This is a genomic window from Streptomyces lydicus (assembly GCF_004125265.1).
GTDB lineage: Bacteria > Actinomycetota > Actinomycetes > Streptomycetales > Streptomycetaceae > Streptomyces > Streptomyces lydicus_C.
This window is the reverse complement of record NZ_RDTE01000003.1, coordinates 8331826-8351770: the sequence shown is the minus strand read 5'-3', so window position 1 is coordinate 8351770 and position 19945 is coordinate 8331826. Positions and strand designations below refer to the sequence as shown.

General features: G+C 71.8%; 19 protein-coding genes. 7 read left to right on the top strand and 12 right to left on the bottom strand.

The window, feature by feature from the left end:
* Positions 1-38: 38 nt before the first annotated feature.
* A complete protein-coding gene (locus D9V36_RS39400) occupies positions 39-599 on the bottom strand; it encodes a GNAT family N-acetyltransferase (protein WP_129297975.1) in 561 nt (186 codons plus the stop codon).
* Between the two features lie 100 nt (positions 600-699).
* On the opposite strand from D9V36_RS39400, the gene D9V36_RS39395 reads away from it, so the two are divergent.
* Positions 700-1095, top strand: a complete 396-nt coding sequence (locus D9V36_RS39395) for a thiol-disulfide oxidoreductase DCC family protein (protein WP_129297974.1) — start codon at positions 700-702, stop codon at positions 1093-1095.
* Positions 1096-1271: 176 nt separating this feature from the next.
* Here D9V36_RS39395 and D9V36_RS39390 read toward each other — a convergent pair whose 3' ends face one another.
* Entirely contained in the window at positions 1272-2003 is a 732-nt protein-coding gene (locus D9V36_RS39390; RefSeq protein WP_129297973.1) for a L,D-transpeptidase family protein, read from the bottom strand.
* A gap of 308 nt (positions 2004-2311) precedes the next feature.
* Here D9V36_RS39390 and D9V36_RS39385 point away from each other — a divergent pair, with 308 nt between their 5' ends.
* Positions 2312-2791 (top strand): EF-hand domain-containing protein, encoded by a 480-nt coding sequence (locus D9V36_RS39385; RefSeq protein WP_129297972.1) that lies wholly within the window; start codon positions 2312-2314, stop codon positions 2789-2791.
* Positions 2792-2859: 68 nt separating this feature from the next.
* Here D9V36_RS39385 and D9V36_RS39380 read toward each other — a convergent pair whose 3' ends face one another.
* From D9V36_RS39380 to D9V36_RS39370, 3 genes are all read right to left on the bottom strand, one after another.
* Positions 2860-3141 (bottom strand): hypothetical protein, encoded by a 282-nt coding sequence (locus D9V36_RS39380; RefSeq protein WP_206739790.1) that lies wholly within the window; start codon positions 3139-3141, stop codon positions 2860-2862.
* Between the two features lie 193 nt (positions 3142-3334).
* The gene (locus tag D9V36_RS39375; protein ID WP_129297971.1) at positions 3335-4192 is read right to left on the bottom strand and encodes an urea carboxylase-associated family protein; all 858 of its coding nucleotides are present in this window, start codon (positions 4190-4192) and stop codon (positions 3335-3337) included.
* A 124-nt stretch (positions 4193-4316) separates the two neighbouring features.
* Positions 4317-4997: a GntR family transcriptional regulator gene (locus D9V36_RS39370; protein ID WP_129297970.1), complete on the bottom strand. Its 681-nt coding sequence runs from the start codon at positions 4995-4997 to the stop codon at positions 4317-4319.
* Positions 4998-5716: 719 nt separating this feature from the next.
* On the opposite strand from D9V36_RS39370, the gene D9V36_RS39365 reads away from it, so the two are divergent.
* Positions 5717-6439 (top strand): transglycosylase family protein, encoded by a 723-nt coding sequence (locus D9V36_RS39365; protein ID WP_129297969.1) that lies wholly within the window; start codon positions 5717-5719, stop codon positions 6437-6439.
* A 96-nt stretch (positions 6440-6535) separates the two neighbouring features.
* On the opposite strand, the gene D9V36_RS39360 is transcribed toward D9V36_RS39365, so the two are convergent.
* Positions 6536-6973: a CBS domain-containing protein gene (locus D9V36_RS39360; RefSeq protein ID WP_129297968.1), complete on the bottom strand. Its 438-nt coding sequence runs from the start codon at positions 6971-6973 to the stop codon at positions 6536-6538.
* A 204-nt stretch (positions 6974-7177) separates the two neighbouring features.
* Between D9V36_RS39360 and D9V36_RS39355 the strand changes: the two genes are divergently transcribed.
* Positions 7178-9199: a M3 family metallopeptidase gene (locus D9V36_RS39355; RefSeq protein ID WP_129297967.1), complete on the top strand. Its 2022-nt coding sequence runs from the start codon at positions 7178-7180 to the stop codon at positions 9197-9199.
* Positions 9200-9314: 115 nt separating this feature from the next.
* On the opposite strand, the gene D9V36_RS39350 is transcribed toward D9V36_RS39355, so the two are convergent.
* Positions 9315-9932, bottom strand: a complete 618-nt coding sequence (locus D9V36_RS39350; protein WP_129297966.1) for a maleylpyruvate isomerase family mycothiol-dependent enzyme — start codon at positions 9930-9932, stop codon at positions 9315-9317.
* Between the two features lie 115 nt (positions 9933-10047).
* Here D9V36_RS39350 and D9V36_RS39345 point away from each other — a divergent pair, with 115 nt between their 5' ends.
* A complete protein-coding gene (locus D9V36_RS39345) occupies positions 10048-11049 on the top strand; it encodes a LysR family transcriptional regulator (RefSeq protein ID WP_129297965.1) in 1002 nt (333 codons plus the stop codon).
* Here D9V36_RS39345 and D9V36_RS39340 read toward each other — a convergent pair.
* The 3 genes from D9V36_RS39340 to D9V36_RS39330 form a co-directional block, all read right to left on the bottom strand.
* Positions 11028-12488 carry an SDR family NAD(P)-dependent oxidoreductase gene (locus D9V36_RS39340; RefSeq protein ID WP_129297964.1) on the bottom strand — a complete coding sequence of 487 codons (1461 nt, stop codon included), beginning with the start codon at positions 12486-12488 and terminating at the stop codon, positions 11028-11030. The genes D9V36_RS39345 and D9V36_RS39340 overlap by 22 nt on opposite strands.
* Positions 12489-12746: 258 nt before the next feature.
* The gene (locus tag D9V36_RS39335) at positions 12747-15371 is read right to left on the bottom strand and encodes an MFS transporter (protein WP_129297963.1); all 2625 of its coding nucleotides are present in this window, start codon (positions 15369-15371) and stop codon (positions 12747-12749) included.
* Positions 15368-15919 (bottom strand): MarR family winged helix-turn-helix transcriptional regulator, encoded by a 552-nt coding sequence (locus tag D9V36_RS39330; protein ID WP_129297962.1) that lies wholly within the window; start codon positions 15917-15919, stop codon positions 15368-15370. The genes D9V36_RS39335 and D9V36_RS39330 overlap by 4 nt, the downstream gene beginning before the upstream one ends.
* A 214-nt stretch (positions 15920-16133) precedes the next feature.
* On the opposite strand from D9V36_RS39330, the gene D9V36_RS39325 reads away from it, so the two are divergent.
* Positions 16134-16526, top strand: a complete 393-nt coding sequence (locus D9V36_RS39325; RefSeq protein ID WP_129297961.1) for a PPOX class F420-dependent oxidoreductase — start codon at positions 16134-16136, stop codon at positions 16524-16526.
* A gap of 77 nt (positions 16527-16603) precedes the next feature.
* On the opposite strand, the gene D9V36_RS39320 is transcribed toward D9V36_RS39325, so the two are convergent.
* Both D9V36_RS39320 and D9V36_RS39315 read right to left on the bottom strand, forming a co-directional pair.
* A complete protein-coding gene (locus D9V36_RS39320; RefSeq protein WP_129297960.1) occupies positions 16604-17980 on the bottom strand; it encodes a nucleotidyl transferase AbiEii/AbiGii toxin family protein in 1377 nt (458 codons plus the stop codon).
* Positions 17977-18696 carry a hypothetical protein gene (locus D9V36_RS39315; RefSeq protein ID WP_241721228.1) on the bottom strand — a complete coding sequence of 240 codons (720 nt, stop codon included), beginning with the start codon at positions 18694-18696 and terminating at the stop codon, positions 17977-17979. The genes D9V36_RS39320 and D9V36_RS39315 overlap by 4 nt, the downstream gene beginning before the upstream one ends.
* 220 nt (positions 18697-18916) lie before the next feature.
* Between D9V36_RS39315 and D9V36_RS39310 the strand changes: the two genes are divergently transcribed.
* Entirely contained in the window at positions 18917-19918 is a 1002-nt protein-coding gene (locus D9V36_RS39310) for a pyridoxal-phosphate dependent enzyme (RefSeq protein WP_241721227.1), read from the top strand.
* Positions 19919-19945 lie beyond the last annotated feature (27 nt).

The following is a 19945-nucleotide window of genomic DNA, read 5'->3' as shown; positions in this document are numbered from 1 at the left end:
ACCCCGACGCCGCGTCATACGCCGCGTCGCACGCCACGTCACTCCCGGCCGCTCCCCCGGCCGTCGTCCGCCCTCCGACCGCCCTCCGGGCCCAGCTGCCACCGCGTCTCGCCGTCCTGCTCATGGCCGGTGGGGGTGAACCCGGCAGCGGCAGCGACGGCAGCGGAGGCATGGTGGTCCGGGTGGATATGGGCGATGAGCGTGTGCACGGCGTGCTTCCGGAGCCAGGCGACGAGCCCCCGGGCCGCCTCGGTGGCGATGCCGCGCCGCTGCCAGTCCGTCCCCACCACCCAGGCCACCTCCGCGGCCCGTCCCTGCGCATCGGCGGTCACCGTCGCCTGGACCGTGCCTGCCAGAGCGCCCCGGTCCCGGAGGTGGATCGCCCAGTTGCACCAGGTGACCGCGGGGTCGGGTGAGCCGGCGACCAGCCGTTCATAGCGGGTCCGCAGTGCCTCCGGGGTCGCCGGAGCACCACCGGTGAAGGCGTGCAGGGCCGGATCGGACAGCACCGCGGCCAGCTCTTCGGCATGGTCGGCAAGCAGCGGCAGAAGCGTCAGCCGACGGGTGTGGATGGCTTCGGCGTCCCTGTCGAGCGGCATACGTTTCCTCCCGTGGACGGCACACCGCTGCGCGGATCCTCGCGATGGCCCGGCACCTATCATGGTGATCGCCAGGGCACCGGTGCAAAGGGGCGGGAAGATGCGGCGGCAACCCGTACTTGTCTATGACGGCGACTGCGCCTTCTGTACGTCCTCGGTCCGGTTCGCCGAGCGGCGGCTGCGGCCGCGCTGTGACGCCACCCCCTGGCAGTTCGCCGACCTCGCACGGCTCGGTATCGCGCAACAGCGCGCCGAACACGAAGTGTTGTGGGTGACCCCGGCCGGTTCCGTGCACGGTGGCGCCCAGGCCGTCGCCAGGTTGCTGATGAGCGCGGGCGGCGGATGGCCGGTCGTGGGCGCGCTGCTCACGCTCCCGCCCGTGCGGTGGATCGCCCACGGCATGTACCGGATCATCGCGAGGAACCGTCAGCGGATGCCGGGCGGTACGGCGGCCTGTGCGCTGCCGCCCTCCGGCGGTGGCCGGGGCAGGCAGTGAGCGTACGGTCCGTCTGAACGGCGCCGGTCCGGCGCGCGGACGGCACGGCATAGGGACGACACGCCCTACGGACGGCACGGCGTACCGTTCGACGCGGCGCCCGGTGGCGTTCCGCCATCGGGCGCTCTTCCCCCTCCACAGTCGGGCCCGGCCCGCCCGGTCCGCCCGCTCAGGGCTCAGGTGCCGGACTTACGGCCGTAGACGTAGACGTCGTCACCGTTCTTGAGCAGGGACCAGTACTTCTTGGCGTCATTGCTGCGCATATTGACGCAGCCGTGCGAGCCGGGCGCCGACCAGACGCTGCCGCTGATGGAGTGGAACGCCTGACCACCGTCGAAGAACTGGCTGTACGGCATGGCCACGTGGTAGATCGTCGACACATGGTGCAGGTGGCGCCAGTAGATCTTCTTGGCGCCGGTGCGGGTCTCGTACCCGTCGCGTCCGGTGCGGACCGGGACCGGCCCGAACACCAGCTTCGATCCGTCCTGGATCCAGCTGAGCTGGCGGGTGAGGTCGACGCAGGCGATCCGGCCCTTGTTCGTGGGGCACTTATGGGCCTTGTTCGGGTTGCTCCCGGCGGCCTTCTGCTGCGCCACGAGGTTCATCACGCCCCAGGTGACGGGACCGGCGTAGCCGATGTTCGGGGTGATGCCGTGGCTGGTCTGGAAGGCGCGGATCGCCCGGCAGTCGGCGGCCGACTGCCGGCCGTCCACGGTCAGCCCGAGGAACTTCTCGGCCTGCTTCTGATAGGGGCCGCGGCTCGCGGTGCAGGACGACGCGGTGGCGGCCTGGGCCGTGGAGCCGAGGGCCACCGTCAGCGGGAGTGCCAGCGCCGTGACGGCGAGCGTCGCGCCCGCGCGGCGTCCGGCGCCGGACCTCCGTATCCGCAGGTTCAGTTGTCTTTTCATGCTCCGTAGGACCGTTTGCCCGACCCGTCGGTTGCAGGCGTGACCGACCCGAAATATCTGATAGGTCGTGCCATGGCCCGGCCGGTGTGAGCACCCCCCGGCGGACCGGGGCGACGGCCGCGCCGGCAGCACCGGCACCACCGCCACGGCCTCCTGGACCGGGAGTCCGAACACACCCCCCGCCATCACCTTCCGACATCGCGCGGTCACTTAATGTGCTCATGGCGGCAGGTGGGCGCGGCACCCCCGCGCGCGGCCGGCCGCCTCTCCGGGCTCCGCCGGGAGCCCGCCTCCGGAAGGGATGACACATGATCTCCGATGCCCTGCGTGCCGAGTACGAGCACCGCTTCTCCACCTACGACACCGACGGCGACGGCTACCTGACCGCGCAGGACTTCACCGAGCGGGCGCGCGTGCTGACGGAAGCGGTGGGCGAACCGGCGGATTCCGCCAAGGCGCAAGCCCTCCGTGCGGGGATGCGCAACACCTTCGACGAGCTCGCCGCCCTGGCGGACGTGGACGGTACGGGGCGCCTGGACCGGGAGCAGTTCGTCGCGGCGTTCGCCCGGGCGGGCGCGTCGGGGACGATCGGCAAGGTCGTGGGGCCGTCGGTCGCCGCGACCGTCGCCCTGGCCGATGCCGACGGGGACGGTGTGGTCAGCCTGGCGGACTTCACTGCCGTGCACCGGGCGGCCGGGTACTCGGCCGCTCAGGCGGAGGCGGCCTTCAGGGCGCTGGACGACGACGGCGACGGGCGGCTGATGGTCGCCGCGTGGCAGGCGCCGTGAGCGGGCGGCGGCCGGCCGCACCCGGTGCCGCCGGTGGGTGCGGCCGGCCGCCGCTCAGGTACGGAAGGTCAGCGCCGGCTGCGCCGGCAGCTCCGGACCGCTCGCCCGGGCGGGCGCAGCCCCAGGTAGCCGTCGGGCCGGCTGAGGAATGCCTCGCCGCCGTGCGCGCCGTACACCTGCCGGAACGGGTCACGGCCGTCCCGGACGACGGGCAGCGGCAGGCCGTCCGTCCGGAGCCCCGGGGCGACGATCACCCGGACGGTCAGCTGTCCGTGCGCCCTGCTGCGTGCCGCCTGCGCCACCTCGTCGTACGACGTCGTCCGGACCTCGTGGTCCGCGTACAGCAGCAAGGTGTGCTCGTCGCCGCGCAGCAGGTCGAACAGCCGGTACGGGTAGGCGGCGAGGTCGAGGCGGAGGCCGCCGCAGTCCGGAAACGCTCTCCTTTCCCATGCAACACGGCGGCCGGAGGTCTGACCATTGCGGGCGGCCCCTTGCGCGAGCGCGCGCGGCCTCGCGGGGCGGACGGGACTTTGAAGACAGGCCCTATGTCCAGCTGGGCAGGGTCACCCCGTGCAGATTGCGGTAGGCGGCCGGCTGGGGGGAGGTCCAGCCTTCGAGGAGAGCATCATCGACCTCGTAGACCTCGATGCCGATCGGGTGGCACACCTCCAGCGGGTCGCCCGCGTCCGGCCCCCACAGCGGCACGGACAGGTCGCCGCCCGGGCAGGTGGACAGCGCACACAGCAGGTCGAGTTCGGCGAAGAACTCGAAGTGGTCGCCGGGCCGGGCGGGGCAGGCCTTCATGAAGTACTGGTCGTCCTCGTTGAGTCCGGTGCACTGGAAGACGTTGAGGACGTCGTGCACGTCGAACTCCGTGAGCCCGTACGGCAGGACGGCGCGGACCAGGTTCGAGTGGCAGTGGTAGTCGAAGTCCTCGCCGGTGAGCATGCGGTTGACGTACGGGTCGCAGCGGGTGCCCAGCAGGTCGTGCACCCTGCCGCCCGTGTCGTCGGTGCCGTAGTCGGCGAGCGTGTCACCGGTGACGGTCAGCAGCGGGCGCAGGAAGGGGAGGGTGGACCACAGGCGGTCGTAGGTGCTGACGTGGGCGCGCTGCAGCTGACGGGTGCGGGACGCCCAGAGGCGTTCGCGCGGGTCGTGGCGGTTCCACACGTTGAAGTCACCGACCTGCGGACCGTCCACGGTGACGATGCGGCACAGATGGCCTGCGGGAACTTCCCAGGCGCGGCCGGAGCGAATCGGGATGGTGAAACTGTCGACCAGGCGGCGGCCGCCGGAGCTGCCCGAGCCACCGGAGTTGCCCGAGACCCGGTCGTAGAAGGCCTTGTCGACATCGAGGGGGCCGCCCTTGGTGGCCTGGTAGGCGGCTTCGTTGGTGACCATCGGTGTGCTCGCTTTCCTGGGATGCCCGCCGGGGTGGCAGGGGGTGCGGTCGAGGGGGCGGATCGGGGCGGGGTCGTCGGGTCGGGTTCGTCTGATGAGGGTTGTCGGGTGGGTCCGGGCTCGTTCAGGTGCAGCGGGCCGCGCGTACGATGTCGACGACCTGGCACTCCGAGTCGGCCAGGTAGCGCGCGAGCGCGGCGGCCGCTTCGGTGCGCCGCCCGGCGCGCAGCAGATCGCACAGCTCTCGGTCGCGCGGCACCCACTGGCGCTGGAATTCCGGTTCGTGCGGCACCTCTGCGAAGGCCAGGCGCAGTTGGGCGACGGTCGTACGGAAGAAGCGGTTGAGCCGTGCGCTGCCGAGCAGGTCCACCACGTCCCGGTGGAAGTCCAGCGAATGCGTGGCCGTGCGATCCCACCGGCCGGCCGCCGCTGCCTCCTCGGCGGCCGACACATACCGGTCGAGTCGGTCGAGCGCCGCCTGGGGGGCGGTGAAGCTCTGCTCCGCGGCCCGGAGTTCCAGGGCACGGCGGGTGGCGTAGATGTCATGGACGTCCTCGACCTCGAGGCAGGTGACCGCGGCGCCCTTGTAGAGCTGGTGGACGGCGAGGCCTTCGTACACCAGCAGCCGTACGGCCTCGCGCAGGGTGTTGCGCGAGACGCCGAACTCCTCGGCGAGAGCCGCATCGCGCAGGGGGTGACCCGGCGTGAGCACACCCGTCGTGATCCGGTCGCGCAACCGGTCGGCGACCGCCTCGGCGGCGAGGTACGGGGGTGCCGCACCCGTGTCGTTCGTTTCATCAGCCACAGAACGAAGCTACCTCAGGATTGTTCAGCAATGTGTGGCAATCCAGAGATTCCCTTGGGCCGCCGCAGACCCAGGATGGCTAACAGTCGCAGGTCATGACCGCCTTCCGTCACATCGGGCATCGCGGAAACTCCCCGCCCTTCGTCAGGATCGTTCAATCATCTTTGACTTCATCGTTGTCTGCGGCCCGCCGCCCCCTTCCACCGGTGTCCGCCTCCGCGGCCGGTGCCCGTCCGCGCCGCCGGGCCCCGGCAGGGGCGATGCACCTCGCCGTACCCGTGTGCCATGCGCCGTTGCACCAGGGCAGAACGGACCGTTGCACCGCCACAAGCCCGTGCGCGGTGCATGCGGACCTGCGCAGCGCGTGCATCGAGTGCGCCGGTTGCGCTCGGCGGACACCCCCGGGACGGGCAGGTGATCACCGGCCGCGGGGGTGTGATGCGCCCACGGCAGGACGGGTGCGCCCCTGCCCGTCTGAACAGGTGCGCACGGTCCAAGCACGGCCGCGCCCCGGCGGCAAGGGTGCAGGCCGGGCCGCGGCGGCGCTACCGCGCGCTCTGCCGAGGCCAACTCGGAGCGTGGTTGTCTCTTCCCCGTCAAATTCATGGCGCCGCACGGAAATCGCGGTTCGATCACCATTCGAACGCGTGCACCGCATACGCGCCGGGATTCCTGAATGACCGCCAGGCAACTGCGCGGCGAGCGACGGGAGTAAGGGCATGGAATTTCCGCAGGCAGCAAAAGCGCCTGCCCGGAGTGAATTCCGGGGCTTTGGCGTCCGGGGCATCACGGCGGCAGCGGTCCTGCTCGCGGCCGGGGCGCTGAACCTGGCGTCCGGGCAGCCCGCCGAGGCCCGCTCCGGCGGTACCTGGGAGCGCCTGGCCGGGTGCGAGAGCGGAGGCAACTGGCGTATCGACACGGGGAACGGGTTCTCCGGAGGACTGCAGCTCGCCCACTCCACCTGGCACTCCTTCGGCGGTGGCGCCTACGCGGCACGGGCGGCGCGGGCGACCCGGTCACAGCAGATCCAGGTGGCCCAGCGGGTACTGGCCCGTCAGGGCTGGGGCGCCTGGCCGGCCTGCTCGGCCTCACTGGGACTCAACTCGGCCGACGCGCACCGCACCGTGCGAAGTACCCCGGTGCGCCCCGCACCACAACGGCAAGCGGACCCGTCGGCCCGGGCGCGGACCCGCCATACCCAGCCCCGCCAGCCGCACTCCCGCCATGCCCAGTCCCATGAGAAGCGCTACAAAGTGGGACGTCATCGGAGTACCGGCGGCTCGGTCGTCGTCAACCCCGGCGACACGCTGAGCGGTATCGCGTACGCACACGGCCTGGGATGGCGGGAATTCTACCGGCTGAACCGGCAGGTGATCGGGGCGAATCCGCATCTGATTTTCCCCGGCACACGGCTCGCCGTACCACACTCCGGCGCCCACTGAGCGGGTAACGGAATATTCGGAATTCCCCTGGCCCGCGGCCGGGGGAATTCCGCCAATTCCCCGCGCTTTCACGCCACGGCGGTGCGGGCGGCGCCGTCAGCCCGCGGTCGCGTACACGCGGTTGGCGAACTCCGCGATCTCCGCGTCGCTGAGGTTCTTGGCGAGGTTCGCCTCGGTGATCATTCCCACCAGTTGGTGGCCGCCCTTGACGTCGATCACCGGCAGGCGCTTGATGTGGTGGTCCTCCATGGTCCGCAGGACCTCGGAGGCGTCCGCATCGGCGTCGATCCAGTGCAGCTTGCCGCCCATGGAACCGGCCTGCACCGTCGCCGGGTCGACACCTTCGGCACAACAGGTGACGACGATATCGCGATCGGTGATCATGCCCATGAGCCTGTTGTTGTCACCGCAGATGGGCAGGCAGCCGACGTTCAGGTCCCGCATCATCTTCGCCGCATCCATCAACGATTCATGTGCACCCACACAGCGCGCTCCGCCGGACATGATGTCGCGGGCTCGCAGCTTGCTGGCCATGATTCCTCCTGTCTCAGGAGTGTTGGTTGCCCCGCTTCGATCACACCACGGATGGCCCCACGACGCTTCCCGGGACGGGCCCGGCCGCCGCCGCGCGGCCGGGCCACCCGTTCGGGGTGTCAACTACCCGCGCCCGCAAGCGCCGTCATGCAGCGACCGTGGGACCGGAGGTCACCCGCGGGCGTAGTGTCAGCCTCTGTGACGATGTCGAATCCTTTCTTCGAGCCGAGTGATCTGCCCTACGCGCTGCCGCCTTTCGCGCGGATCCGCAACGATCACTATCTGCCCGCCTTTGCCCGCGGCATAGCCGATCAGCTGGACGAGGTCGCGGCGATCGGCGCCTGTGCCGAACCGGCGACCTTCGAGAACACCGTGGAGGCACTGGAGCGCAGCGGCGCGCTGCTGGGCCGGGTGTGCAGGGTGTTCTTCAACAAGGCGGCGACGGATACCGACGAGGAGATCCAGACGATCGAGGTCGAGATCGCCCCCCGGCTGGCCGCCCATGACGATGCGCTGCTGCTCGACTCCGCACTGTTCGCCCGGCTGGACGCGCTCCACGGGCAACGTGAGCAGTCCGGATGGGACACCGAGCAGTTGCGGCTGCTGGAGCGCCACCACACGAACCGGGTCCGGGCCGGCGCCCGCCTCGCCCCGGAGCAGCAACAGCGCCTGCGCGCGCTGAATGCCGAGATCGCCGCCCGGTGCACCGAGTTCGGGCAGAACCTCCGTGCGGCCACCGCGGACGCGGCGCTCGTACTGGACCGTGCCGAGGAACTGGCCGGTCTGCCCGCGGACCAGATCGCGGCCGCCGCAGCGAACGCCCGGGCGCTGGGGCACGAGGGCAAGTACGTGCTCAGCCTGAAGAACTTCTCCCAGCAGACCGAGCTCGCCGCGCTGGACGACCCCGCGCTGCGCGAGCGGCTGCTGACCGCGTCGCTCGGTCGCGGTACGGACACCAACGGCCCGGTCGCCGTCGCGCTGGCCGCCTTGCGTGCCGAGCGCGCCGCCCTGCTCGGCTACCCGAGTCATGCCGCCTGGGAGGTCGCCGACCGGACCGCCGGCACCACGGACGCCGTCGAGGAGTTGCTCGGTCGGCTGGTCGCCCCCGCCACCGCCAATGCCGAGCGGGAGGGCGCGGCCCTGGCCGAGGCGGCCGGCGTGGCCACGATCCCCGCGGCGGACTGGCAGTACTACTCGGAACGGGTGCGCAGGGAGCGGTTCGCGCTCGACGCGTCGGTGCTGCGGCCCTATCTGGAGCTGGAGACCGTGCTGCACGACGGTGTCTTCCACGCTGCCGAGCTGGTCTACGGGATCAGCTTCACCCCGCGCCCCGACCTGGTGTCGTACCACCCGGACGCCCGTATCTACGAGGTGCACGACGCCGACGGCAGCCCGCTCGGGCTGTACCTCGGCGACTTCCACGCCCGCGAGTCGAAGCGGGGCGGCGCCTGGATGGACGCCCTCGTCCCGCAGTCCCGGCTGCTCGGCCACCGCGCGGTCGTGGTCAACAACCTGAATGTCGCCAAGCCTCCGGCGGGCGAGCCGGTGCTGCTGACCTGGAGCGAGGTCAACACGCTGTTCCACGAGTTCGGGCATGCGCTGCACGGCCTGTTCTCCGATGTGCGCTACCCGCTGCTGTCCGGCACCCGGGTGCCGCGTGACTTCGTCGAGTTCCCCTCCCAGGTCAACGAGGTGTGGGCGGACTGGCCGGAGATCCTGTCCCACTACGCCCGGCACCATGTCACCGGCGAGCCGATGCCGGCCGAACTGCCGGCCCGGCTGCGCGAGGCGGAGACCTTCGGCGCGGGCTTCCGGATGGTGGAGCACCAGGCCGCCGCGGTGCTGGACTGGGCCTGGCACTCCCTCGCCCCCGGCGAGGCACCGGCCGCCGACGGGGCCGAGGCCTTCGAGGCGGCCGCGCTGGAGCGCTACGGGCTGTCGGTGTCCGCGATCCCGCCGCGCTATCGCACCGGCTACTTCGCCCATGTCTTCGGCGGCGGCTACGCGGCCGGGTACTACGGCTACCGCTGGGCGGAGGTGCTGGACGCCGACACCGTGCGCTGGTTCCGCGAGAACGGGAAGACGATCCGCGAGAGCGGTGAGATCTTCCGCAGGGAACTCCTCGGCAAGGGCGGCAGCGTCGACCCGCTCGGCGCGTTCCGTGCGGTGGTCGGCCGGGACCCGGACCTCGCGCCGCTGCTGGCGCGCCACGGGCTGGAGGGCTGATCCCGGCAGGCCGCGCGGGCGCCGGGGGCCGGTGGTGCGGGGCCGGCGGCTGCCGTGTGACGGCCAGGGCCTGAGGGCAGGTCCCGGAGCCCGCCGCCGGGCCGCCGGCCGGGGCTCAGCCGGCCACGTACCGGTGCTGCCGCTCCCCGTGGAGGCGGCCCGGCGGGAGCCTGCGGCCGAACGCGACCAGCAGCAGGTCCTGGGCGGCGCCGGTCAGCGGTGTGCCGGTGCCGAAGGACCAGTCGAGGTCGTCGGCGCGGAGCTCGACACCGCTGAGGTCGGCTCCGAAGAACCTGGCGGACCTGAGGGTGACCTTCTCCAGGAGGAGGCGCACCCGGTCTTCGGGGACGCGGCGGCCGAGGCCGAGGGCGACGGTGATGTCCAGGCCGTGGACCACGTCGTGCCCCAGTGCCGACGCGAGGCCGCCGACCGGCGGTGTCCAGGGGTGATGTGCGTGGTCCCGCAGGAAGCCGGCGAGTTCACCCGTGGTGGCGGCCTCCGCGTCCCTGCGGGCGCACCGGTCGGCCATCCGGTGGATGCTGCCGCGCGCTCTGACGAGTTCGGCGGCCACCTTGGGGAGCGAGTAGCGGAACCCCATCGACATATGGGCCGCGACCTCGCGCACCCGCCACCCCGCGCACAGTGTCGGGGCCGCCCACTGCTCGGCCGTCAGACCGTCCAAGAGGTCGGCCAGTTCCCGGCGTTCGGCCGCGATCGCCGCTTCGATGCTCATCCGTCTTTCCTCCCCCGTGAGGGTTCCTCTCGCGAACTTCCTCCGGTTTCCAGGATCTTGTGCGCCTCTCCATAAGTCCAAGAGCCGGCTCTTCTCCTCCCTAGAATCAGCAGTTATGGAACTTCGGCAGCTGCAGTACTTCGTCGCGGTGGTGGAGGAGGCCGGCTTCACCCGGGCGGCCGCCCGGCTGCATCTGGCGCAGCCCGGGGTGAGCGCCCAGATCCGGCAGCTCGAAAGGGAGTTGGGGCAGCCGCTCCTGGACCGCTCCGGCCGTGCGGTGACCACGACGGAGGTGGGCCGGGCCGTCCTCCGCCATGCGCGGGCGGCGCTCGCCGCCGTGGAGGAGATACGGCAGACCGTGGACGAGTTCAGCGGGCTGCTGCGCGGTCGCGTCCGGGTCGGCCTGGTGGCCGGCGCCAGTACCCGCAGGTTCGATCTGGCTGCGCTGCTGGCCGATTTCCACGATGCGCATCCGCAGGTCGAGATCTCCCTCACCGAGGAGACGACGGAGCGGATGCTCGCGGCACTGCTCGGCGGTGCGCTCGACATCGCCGTGACCGGGGTGGCGGACGAGCAGCCACCGGCCGGCATCTCCTTCCGGTACGTGATCGACGACCCCCTGGTCGCCGCCGTCGCGCCGGGCGATCCACTCCTGGCGGCGCACGCCGGCCGTACGAGCGTGCCGCTGGCCGCGCTCCGCGAGCGCCCGCTGATCAGCCTGCCGCGCGGCACCGGTCTGCGCGGGGTGCTCGAACGCGCCTGTGCACAGGCCGGATTCCGGCCCCGCATCGCGTTCGAGGCGTCCGTCCTGCCGGTGCTGGCGCGGCTTGCGGCCCGTGGCCTCGGCGTGGCCGTCGTCCCGGCGCTGCCGGGCCACGAGGCGTCGGCAGCGGGGCTGCGGACGCTGGAGATCACCGGGCCGCGGCTGCGCGGCCGGGTCGCCCTGGCCTGGCGGACGGAGGGGCCCGCAGGCCCTGCGGCGCGCGCCCTGCTGGGACGGCTGCATGCCGCCCTTCCCGATCCGGGAAGGGGCAAGGAGCCACCGGCCACACCGCGGAGCGGGAACGCCCCGTCCGCGGCGGCCGGCGGTCCGGATCACCAGGCCGCGGGCGCGTAGTCCTTCAGGAAGCAGCCGAACAGGTCCTCGCCCGACTCACCGCGGACGATCGGGTCGTACACCCGGGCCGCGCCGTCGACCAGGTCGAGGGGGGCGTGGAAGCCCTCTTCGGCCAGCCGCATCTTGTCGGGGTGCGGGCGCTCATCGGTGATCCAGCCGGTGTCCACGGCCGTCATCAGGATGCCGTCGGTCTCCAGCATCTCCCGGGCGCTGGTGCGGGTGAGCATGTTCAGCGCCGCCTTGGCCATATTGGTGTGCGGATGGCCGGCGCCCTTGTAGCCGCGGCTGAACTGGCCTTCCATCGCCGAGACGTTCACCACGTACTTACGGCGTGCGGGGGCCGCCGCCATCGCCGGGCGCAGCTTGCTCACCAGCAGGAAGGGCGCGGTCATATTGCACAGCTGGACTTCCAGCAGCTCGATGGGGTCGACCTCGTCCACCTTCTGGATCCAGGTGTTGGTCGAGTGCAGATCCGGTACGAGGCCGCCGGCGTCGATCGCGGTGCCCGCCTCGATGCGGGCGGGGGTGGCGGAGCCCGTGGTCAGGGCGAGTGAGGTGATGTCCTCGGCGCTCAACGCGCCGGCGGTGGCGGAGGCGGCGGTGAGGGCGGCGGGCGCGCCGCTGCCGAAGTGGCCGAGGACGACGGAGGCGGGCAGCTCCCCGGCGGGCAGCGGGGCGGACTCGGCGGTGATCAGCTGTCCGTAGGCCTCGGGCGAGCGGCGGACGGTCTGGGCGGCGTTGTTGATCAGAATGTCGAGCGGGCCCTCGGCGCTCACCTCGTCGGCGAGCGCGATGACCTGGGCCGGGTCGCGGAGATCGATGCCGACGATCTTCAGCCGGTGCAGCCACTCCGCGCTGTCCGGCATCGCCTTGAAGCGGCGGATGGCGTCGTTGGGGAAGCGGGTGGTGACGGTGGTGTGGGCGCCGTCGCGCAGCAGGCGGAGGGCGATATACATGCCGATCTTGGCCCGGCCGCCGGTGAGCAGGGCGCGCCGGCCGGTGAGGTCCGTGCGGGCGTCGCGGCGGGACCGGTTCTCCTTGGCGCACGGCGGGCAGAGCTGGTGGTAGAAGGCGTCGACCTCGACGTAGCGCGACTTGCAGGTGTAGCAGGACCTGGGGCGCTGCAGGATGCCGGCGATCTGGGTGGTCACGGAGCTGGTGAGGGCCAGTCCCTGGGTCTCGTCGTCGATCCGGTCGGGCGCGCCGGTGGCCGTGGCGGCGGTCACCGCCCGGTCGTTGGCGGTCTTGGCCGCCCGGCGTTCCTGCCGGCGGCGCTGCTTGACCGTGCGGTAGATCCCGGCGGTGGCGCGCCGTATCGCGATGGCGTCCGGGTGGTCGACGGGCAGCGCGTCGAGCTCTTCCAGCACGCTCAGGCAGACCGCCATCCGCTCCGCGTCGATACCCGTGCCATCGGCCCGGCCTGTTTCGGTCACCGTCATCGCCGCTGCCGCTTTCCTGGGATCGTGTGTTCTATTTACGCTTCGGCGGAACTTTACGTAGCGGGGGGCCGCGGCGCCAAACCCGTGGGGGCGCTCGCAGTGGTGAGCGCCCCCACGAGGGACGGCAGCGGCCGGTGAGCACGGCGCCGGGGGCCCGGCGGCCGGTGAACGCCGCACCCCGCTGCGGGCCGGTCACGGCCACAGTCAAGGGCCCGGCGCTTCCCGCACCGGGCCCCTCACCTTGTCGGACGACGTCCGTCAGCTCGCCGGGTCGTGGTTCAGCTCGATGTCGAACGCGCTGTTCCCGTCCGCCCCCAGGTGCAGCGGGGCGGCGACCGGCGGGTAGCCGGCGGCGATCAGGGTGTACTCACCGCTGTCGAGGTCGGTGAAGACGTACTCACCGTCCTGACCACTGGTGGCGCTGGCCACCACATTGCCCGCCGGGTCCAGCAGGGTCACCCGGGCGTCGTCCACCGGGCCGCGCACCGTACGGACGGTGCCGCGGACCTGGGCGCCGAGCGTCAGCCGCACCTCGTACCAGTTGCGGTTGCCCGAGGTGACCTCCACCTGGAGGGCGGACGGGCGGTGCTGCTCGGCGCTGACGGCCAGGGTGTAGCTGCCCGGGGTCAGCTCACCGAACGCGAAACCGCCGTCCTGGCCGGCCACGCCCGAGGCCACGACCTCGCCGCGTACGTCGGTGGCCACGACGAGTGCGCCGGGCACCGGATCGTCGCCCTTCTCCTCGCGGACCTCGCCGCAGAGACCGGCCGCGCCGCTGAGGGTGAGGTCGAACGCGACGGGCTCGCCGCCCACCACCACGGTCACGGCCTGTGGCCTGCGGGCCCCGGCGGAGCCGATCAGCACGTAGGTGCCGGCGCCCGTCGTGGGCAGGGCGTAGCCGCCGTCGGCCGCGGTCGACGTCCGGCCGAGCTGGCGGCCGCCGACGCTGATCAGGGTGACCGCGGCCTGCGCCACCGGCCTGCCGTCGCCGTCCCGGACCGTTCCCCGGATCACCGGGCCGCTCGTGCCGGCCACGCGGTCCGCGGAGCCCGAGGGGGCCGTGGCGAGGACCGGTACGGCGTCGGCGACCGGGTCACCGGCCGGCGCCTGCGGGTCCGCACCACCGGTGTGGTCGGCCGTGCCCTCGGCGCCGTTCGCCGCACCGTCGACGGCGCCCCCCGCGCCCTTGGCCAACTCCGCCTCGGCATCGGCCTGCGCACGTGCCTGCAGACCGGAGATCTGCCGCAGCGGCATCTCCTTGATGAACCACATCAGCACGAAGGCCAGGGCGACGACGATCGCGCCCATCAGGAACACGGTGTGCATCGAGTCGGCGAAGCCGCGCTTGAACGGCTCGGCCAGCCGCGGGTCGAGGTGCTGGATGAACGACGAATCGCTCAGCACGCCCGAGGAGTTGCCGTTGCCGGGGTGCTTGAGCATGTCGAGCACGGGCTTGTTGGCGGGGTCGCGCAGTACCGCGGGGTCGTGCAGTGCGGCCTGGAAGCGCTCGGTGGACGCGGCGTCCTTGAACGCCGAGGAGATCTTGTCACCGACCGTGCTGAACAGCACCGACAGGAAGATCGCGGTACCCGCGGTGGCGCCCATCTGGCGGAAGAACGTGGACGAGGCGGTCGCCACGCCCATGTCCCGCGGCGGCACCGCGTTCTGCACGGCCAGCACCAGGGTCTGCATACAGCCGCCCAGGCCCAGGCCGAAGACCAGCATGTAGACCATGGTCTCCCACAGCGGGGTGTCCCACTGGACCCGGAAGTGGAAGAGCAGCATCGCCGCGATCATCAGCGCGGTGCCGATGATCGGGAAGATCTTGTAGCGGCCGGTCTTGGCGGTGATCTGGCCCGAGGCGATGGAGGCGATGAACATGCCCGCCATCAGCGGCAGCATTTCCAGGCCCGACTTGGTGGGGCTGGCGCCCTTCACGATCTGCAGGTACTGCGGGATCATCAGCATCCCGCCGAACATGCCCATGCCGATCAGCACGGACAGCAGGCTGGTCTTGCTGAAGGTGCCGTTGCGGAACAGCCGCATCGGGATCAGCGCGTCGTCGCCGATCCAGCGCTCGACGAAGATCCAGGCGATGATGCCGACGACCCCGATGGCGTAACAGGCGATCGACCGGGACGAGTCCCAGCCCCACTCCCGGCCCTGCTCCGCGACGAGCAGCAGCGGCACGACGCCGACGGAGATGGTGAGCGCACCCCACCAGTCGATGCGGTGATCGCGCCGGGTGTGCGGGATGTTGAGCACCTTCGCGACCACGAACAGCGCGATGATCCCGATCGGTACGTTGACCAGGAAGACCCAGCGCCAGCCGGTGATGCCCAGCAGCTGGTCCTGTCCGGCGAGCGCCCCGCCGATCAGCGGGCCGGCCACGCTGGAGGTGGCGAAGGTGCCCAGCATGTAGCCCTGGTACCGGGCGCGTTCCCGGGGCGGGACGATGTCACCGATGATCGCCAGCGCCAGCGACATCAGACCGCCGGCACCCAGGCCCTGCACCGCCCGGAAGGCGGCGAGTTCGGTCATCGAGGTGGAGAACGTGCACAGCACCGAACCCGCGACGAAGATGCTGATCGCGGCCAGGTAGTACGGCTTGCGGCCGTACAGGTCGGACAGCTTGCCGTACAGCGGGGTGGCGATCGTCGAGGTGATCAGGTAGGCGGTGGTCGCCCAGGCCTGCTCGCTGAGGCCGTGCAGATCGTCGGCGATGGTCCGGATCGAGGTGCTGACGATGGTCTGGTCGAGCGCGGCCAGGAACATCCCCAGCATCAGGCCGCTGAGGATGGTGAGGATCTGACGGTGACTCAGAATTCCGGGTTCGGGTATCGCCTCGGCTCCCGCGGCGGGCGGGGAGGTGGCTGTGCTCATGTACGTATGTCTCCCTGCTCCACGGCGCCACCCTGGTCTCCCCCGGGGCCCAGCCGTGTGTGTTGTCGTTCTGCCATGTCTTCGTTGAGACGGCCCAGCAGCCTGATCAGGTCGGCCCGGTCCTCGGGCGACCACGGTTCGAGCAGCGCGGCCAGTTCGGCATCGCGCTGAGCGCGGTAGTGCGCGAAGGCCGCGCGCCCCGCGTCGGTCGCCGCCAGCAAGGACCCGCGGCGGTCCTCCGGGTCGGGTCGGCGGGTCACCAGTCCCCGCTCGACCAGCGAGCGCACCTGGCGGCTGACGGTCGACAGGTCGAGGAACGCGTCGGCGGCCAGATCGGTCGCCCGCTGGTCCCCGCCGACGACCAGCCTGGCCAGCAGCACCCGGTCGGCGGCGCCTCCGTCGGTCTTGGCGCGCTGTTTCCACGCGGCGATCAGCCGCGAGAAGCGGACGATCTCCGTCCCCAGCCCGGCGGCCGCCTCGTCCAGCCCCGACGAGGCGGTGACCTGCACAGCAGCCCGGTCACAGGCGTGGAGCGTGCCCTTACTCATCGTCGTGATCCTTCGCGGTGAAGAGGTCGATCCGCTGAATACGTTGCTTGTATCCAGCAAGCATAGCGGCTGGAAGTGAGTGCTGCGCACCACCCGATACCGGGCCGTGGGAGAGGGGTGGGAGGCGGGGGCGATGAGGTGGGGGTGAGAAGGTACGTCCGGCGGACCGGCAGACCGAAGAGCCCTCCGCCCCTCGACCGGCCGGGAGTCCGCTGTGCACCTTTCCCCTGAACTACTCGCGCTGCTCCGCCGGCCGAGCACCTGTTTTCTGGCCACCTCGATGCCGGACGGCTCCCCGCAGGTGACCCAGACCTGGGTCGACACCGACGGCACCCATGTGCTGATCAACAGCGTCCGAAGCCATGTGAAGACCAGGAACATCGCCCGCGACCCCCGCGTGGCCGTCGCCGTCTGCGACCCGGACCACCCCGCGCGCTACTTCCAGGTGCGCGGCCGGGTCGTCGAGACCACGACCGAGGGCGCGGTCGAACACATCGAACAGCTCTCCCGGAAGTACCTCAACGCCCCCTACCCCTGGTACGGCGGCCGCGACGAGGAGCGGGTGCTCTTCGTCATCGCGCCGGAGAGCATCAGCGGCACGGGCTGAGGCGCACCGTACGGATCAGCCCGGAGCACCGCTGCGGCAGTGCTCCGGGCTCCGCCGGTCCCGGCGGGGGTGCCCGCTCAGTCCGAGGCGCCGGCCTCGCCTCCGCTCAGCCGCCGCACCACCTCATCGGGATCCTCGAACAGCCACTCCCACCGGCCCAGGGCCGGATGGTCCTTGCGAAAGGCCGCCACTACCGCGGCCGCTTCCCGCAGGTCACAGGTGTCGCGGCCGGACAGCTCCCGGGTGATCACGACCGTGTTCTCGAACGGCAAGTACCGCTCCAGCAACAGGTCCTGCACCGCGTCCATGCCCCGCTCGGCGAGGACGCCCGCGCACTCCGCGGTGAGCCAGGCGAACCAGGCCACTCGTTGCTGGTAGGCGGCGGGGGCGCCACTGCCGTCGTCCACGGCGAAGGTGGGCTCCAGAGCCATCACCAGGCGATAGGCATACCCGTACTCGACGACCCGGCCCGGGGTCGTGAACGCGGCACGGTCCGGGTACTCCTTGCGGAGTTCGAACCAGTCGGCTTCGACCCTGTCCAGATCTTCCAGCAGCAACGGATAGCGGTCGAAATTGCCGTCGTCCGCTCCCCGGAACACCTCGCGGAGCAGGGCGTAGGGCAGCTCGGTGCACTCGGCGAGCAGGACGGCGTCGTAGAGGTCCTTGCCCTCGGGATGCCTGTCGCTGATCAGCCAGAGCACCTTCCAGGCAAGCGAGAGCGCACGGGTCGCCGCACTGACCACCACCGGTGCCGTGCCGTGCGGTCCGCGGATCCCGGCGGGCTCCGGGGGAACGGGCAGGCGCTCGTTGAAGACGAAGTCGAGCTGCACGCTTCCCGGCGGCACACCGTCGGCTTCGGCGGTCCACGGGATGACGAGCCGCCGGCCCGGCACCCGGTCGTACGACCAGATCTCGTCGCCGACCGCGGCGTGCGCGTCCAGGCGTACCGGACCGCCGCGGTGGGACAGCGCCTCGGCCGCGGCGGCGATGCCGTCCAGCATCCGGTCCGTACGGTCGTCCGTGAGCTGCCAGGTCTCCGGCACCACGACGAAGTCGAGATCCCCCGGCTCACGCGCCGCGTCCCCGAACCATGACGTGAGCAGCATGCTGCCGCGGAGGACCAGATGACCGGCCCACGGAGACCGGGCGAGGGCGGTCAGGACGTGGTGCAGCGCATGGCGCCGTGCCTCGTACCAGCGCGCGCCGACCGCGGGGTCGGTGAAGCTCGGCTCGCCCAGGCGCATCCCGAAGGCATGATGGGTTGCGGCGGGGTCGAACACCGGGCGCTGCACCACACCGTCGTCCGGTACGGGAAGCAGCGTGGCCGGCAGATCCATATCCGTCTGCGTCGCCTCGTCGGGCCGGGTCCGGGGCACAACGGCCGTCTCCTTCCACGGTCCGTACCGGAACGCCTGCCACTGCGCCGCCGCACCCGTCTCGTCGGTCCCCGTCATGAGCCCGCCCTCTCCCCCGTCATCGCGCACTCCTCTTCCAGCCAGCCCGCGTCGAGCGCGAGATTCCCGTCATGAACGACGAACTCCCGCTCCACGGCGGCTATGTGGTGGCCCCGGTCCCTCAGCTGTCGCGACAACGCGTCCAGGCGCTGTCCGGCGGTCGCACGGCCCATCCCGCGGCACCGCTGTGTCACGAACCGCTCCACCCGGCCGTCGGGGCGCACCCGCCGTGCGTTGCGCGAGAGGTGCGCGCCGTGCCCGACGACGAGGGCGAGCAGGGAGCCGACGGGAGCGGAGCGGGCCAGTACCAGCTTGAGGTGATGTTCGAAGTAGTAGTCGGGGCCGAGCCCCGCGGCCTCCTCGTCGGTGCCGGGTACGCCCGCGCTCCACGGTGTGGCCTCGATCTTCGTCCGCACCACATCGAACCCCTCGGCCCGCAGCCCGTCCGCCTTCGCGGCGGCATCGGCTCTGACCTGCTCATACGTCCCGGCCCCGCGCAGGGTCAGCATCGGCTGTGAAGGCACCTCCCCCTGTTCCAGCAGGATGTGGACGCACTTCATACGATGCGCCGCCGCATAGCCGGCCAGGCGTGCGGCCACTTCACGGTCCCCGTCGTCCCGGACGGTGAGATGCACCTCGAACTCCCCCGCGAAAGCGGGCCTCCCGGCCGCTTCCGTCCGGCCTTTGGGCATCACTGCCCCACTGCTCGTCCTCATCCCGAGATGATCACACAGCGTCCGGCGGCAGCGCTCCGGCGTACCTTTCGGGGCTGCTTCGGGTGATCGCGGCGGTACGGGAGCCGCGGGGCACGTCCCTCTTCGACGGTGACCTGCGGGCGGCCGGCGGCTGAGCGAGGTCCGGCTGAGTGGGGGCCGGCGCCCGGTCCGGCATGACACCCTGGCCGGCGGACCGGTACCGCAGGGCAGACGGAAGGGCATGACGATGAGTCCGGAGCACGGCACCCCTCGGCGGGCAGCGCTCGCGACCTGGCCGACGCCGCTGGAGCCGGCGCCGCGGCTGGCCCGCGCGCTCGGTCTCGGGGCGGACGATCTGTGGATCAAGCGCGATGACCTCACCGGTCTCGGTGGCGGCGGGAACAAGGTCCGCAAACTGGAGTGGATCTGTGGTGCGGCGCTCGCCGAGGGCGCCACGACGCTGGTGACGACCGGCGCCGCCCAGAGCAATCACGCCCGGCTGACCGCGGCCGCCGGCGCGCGGCTCGGGCTCGATGTGGTGCTGGTGCTGGCCGGTGCGGCCGGCTCCTCGGCCTCCGGGAACCTGGTCCTCGACGGCCTCTTCGGGGCCACCGTCGTCTGGGCCGGGGAGGTGGGAGGCACCCAGCTCGCGGCCGCGGCGGAGGAGGTGGCCGCGCGGCTCCGGGAGCGGGGAGCCGTCCCGGCGCTGATTCCGCTGGGCGGTTCCAGCCCGCTGGGCGCGTACGGCTATGCGGAGTGCGGGCGCGAACTCCTCGGCCAGGCCCCCGACCTGGACACCGTCGTCGTCGCCCTGGGGTCCGGGGGCACCATGGCCGGCCTGGTGGACACCCTCGGCCCCGGCAAGGTGCTGGGCGTCGACTGCGGCGCTGTGCGCGACCCGGCGGGCACCGTCACCGGCCTGGTCACCGCGCTGTCCGGCACCGTCCACGCACCGGAGGACCTGCGTCTGCGGCGGGACCAAGTCGGCGCCGGTTACGGCACGTTGACCGAGGAGTCGATGGACGCCCTGACGCTGGCGGGCCGTACGGAGGGCATCGCGCTCGACCCGGTCTACACCGGGCGGGCGCTGGCCGGACTGCGGGCGGCGGTGCGGGACGGGAGCGTGGTTCCCGGGCGGCGCACCGTCCTGCTGCACTCCGGCGGGCTGCCCGGTCTGTTCGGCCACGGCGACGCCGTCGCCCGGTGCCAGGACGCGCTCACGGTCCTTCCGATCCACGGGTGAGCGCGGCGGGAGGGACGTCGGCCGGAG

Coding starts and splice junctions, on each gene's coding strand:
- D9V36_RS39400 (WP_129297975.1), bottom strand. CDS start 599: ATGCCGCTCGACAGGGACGCCGAAGCCATCCACACCCGTCGGCTGACG.
- D9V36_RS39395 (WP_129297974.1), top strand. CDS start 700: ATGCGGCGGCAACCCGTACTTGTCTATGACGGCGACTGCGCCTTCTGT.
- D9V36_RS39390 (WP_129297973.1), bottom strand. CDS start 2,003: ATGAAAAGACAACTGAACCTGCGGATACGGAGGTCCGGCGCCGGACGC.
- D9V36_RS39385 (WP_129297972.1), top strand. CDS start 2,312: ATGATCTCCGATGCCCTGCGTGCCGAGTACGAGCACCGCTTCTCCACC.
- D9V36_RS39375 (WP_129297971.1), bottom strand. CDS start 4,192: ATGGTCACCAACGAAGCCGCCTACCAGGCCACCAAGGGCGGCCCCCTC.
- D9V36_RS39365 (WP_129297969.1), top strand. CDS start 5,717: ATGGAATTTCCGCAGGCAGCAAAAGCGCCTGCCCGGAGTGAATTCCGG.
- D9V36_RS39360 (WP_129297968.1), bottom strand. CDS start 6,973: ATGGCCAGCAAGCTGCGAGCCCGCGACATCATGTCCGGCGGAGCGCGC.
- D9V36_RS39355 (WP_129297967.1), top strand. CDS start 7,178: ATGTCGAATCCTTTCTTCGAGCCGAGTGATCTGCCCTACGCGCTGCCG.
- D9V36_RS39350 (WP_129297966.1), bottom strand. CDS start 9,932: ATGAGCATCGAAGCGGCGATCGCGGCCGAACGCCGGGAACTGGCCGAC.
- D9V36_RS39345 (WP_129297965.1), top strand. CDS start 10,048: ATGGAACTTCGGCAGCTGCAGTACTTCGTCGCGGTGGTGGAGGAGGCC.
- D9V36_RS39340 (WP_129297964.1), bottom strand. CDS start 12,488: ATGACGGTGACCGAAACAGGCCGGGCCGATGGCACGGGTATCGACGCG.
- D9V36_RS39335 (WP_129297963.1), bottom strand. CDS start 15,371: ATGAGCACAGCCACCTCCCCGCCCGCCGCGGGAGCCGAGGCGATACCC.
- D9V36_RS39330 (WP_129297962.1), bottom strand. CDS start 15,919: ATGAGTAAGGGCACGCTCCACGCCTGTGACCGGGCTGCTGTGCAGGTC.
- D9V36_RS39320 (WP_129297960.1), bottom strand. CDS start 17,980: ATGACGGGGACCGACGAGACGGGTGCGGCGGCGCAGTGGCAGGCGTTC.
- D9V36_RS39315 (WP_241721228.1), bottom strand. CDS start 18,696: ATGAGGACGAGCAGTGGGGCAGTGATGCCCAAAGGCCGGACGGAAGCG.
- D9V36_RS39310 (WP_241721227.1), top strand. CDS start 18,917: ATGACGATGAGTCCGGAGCACGGCACCCCTCGGCGGGCAGCGCTCGCG.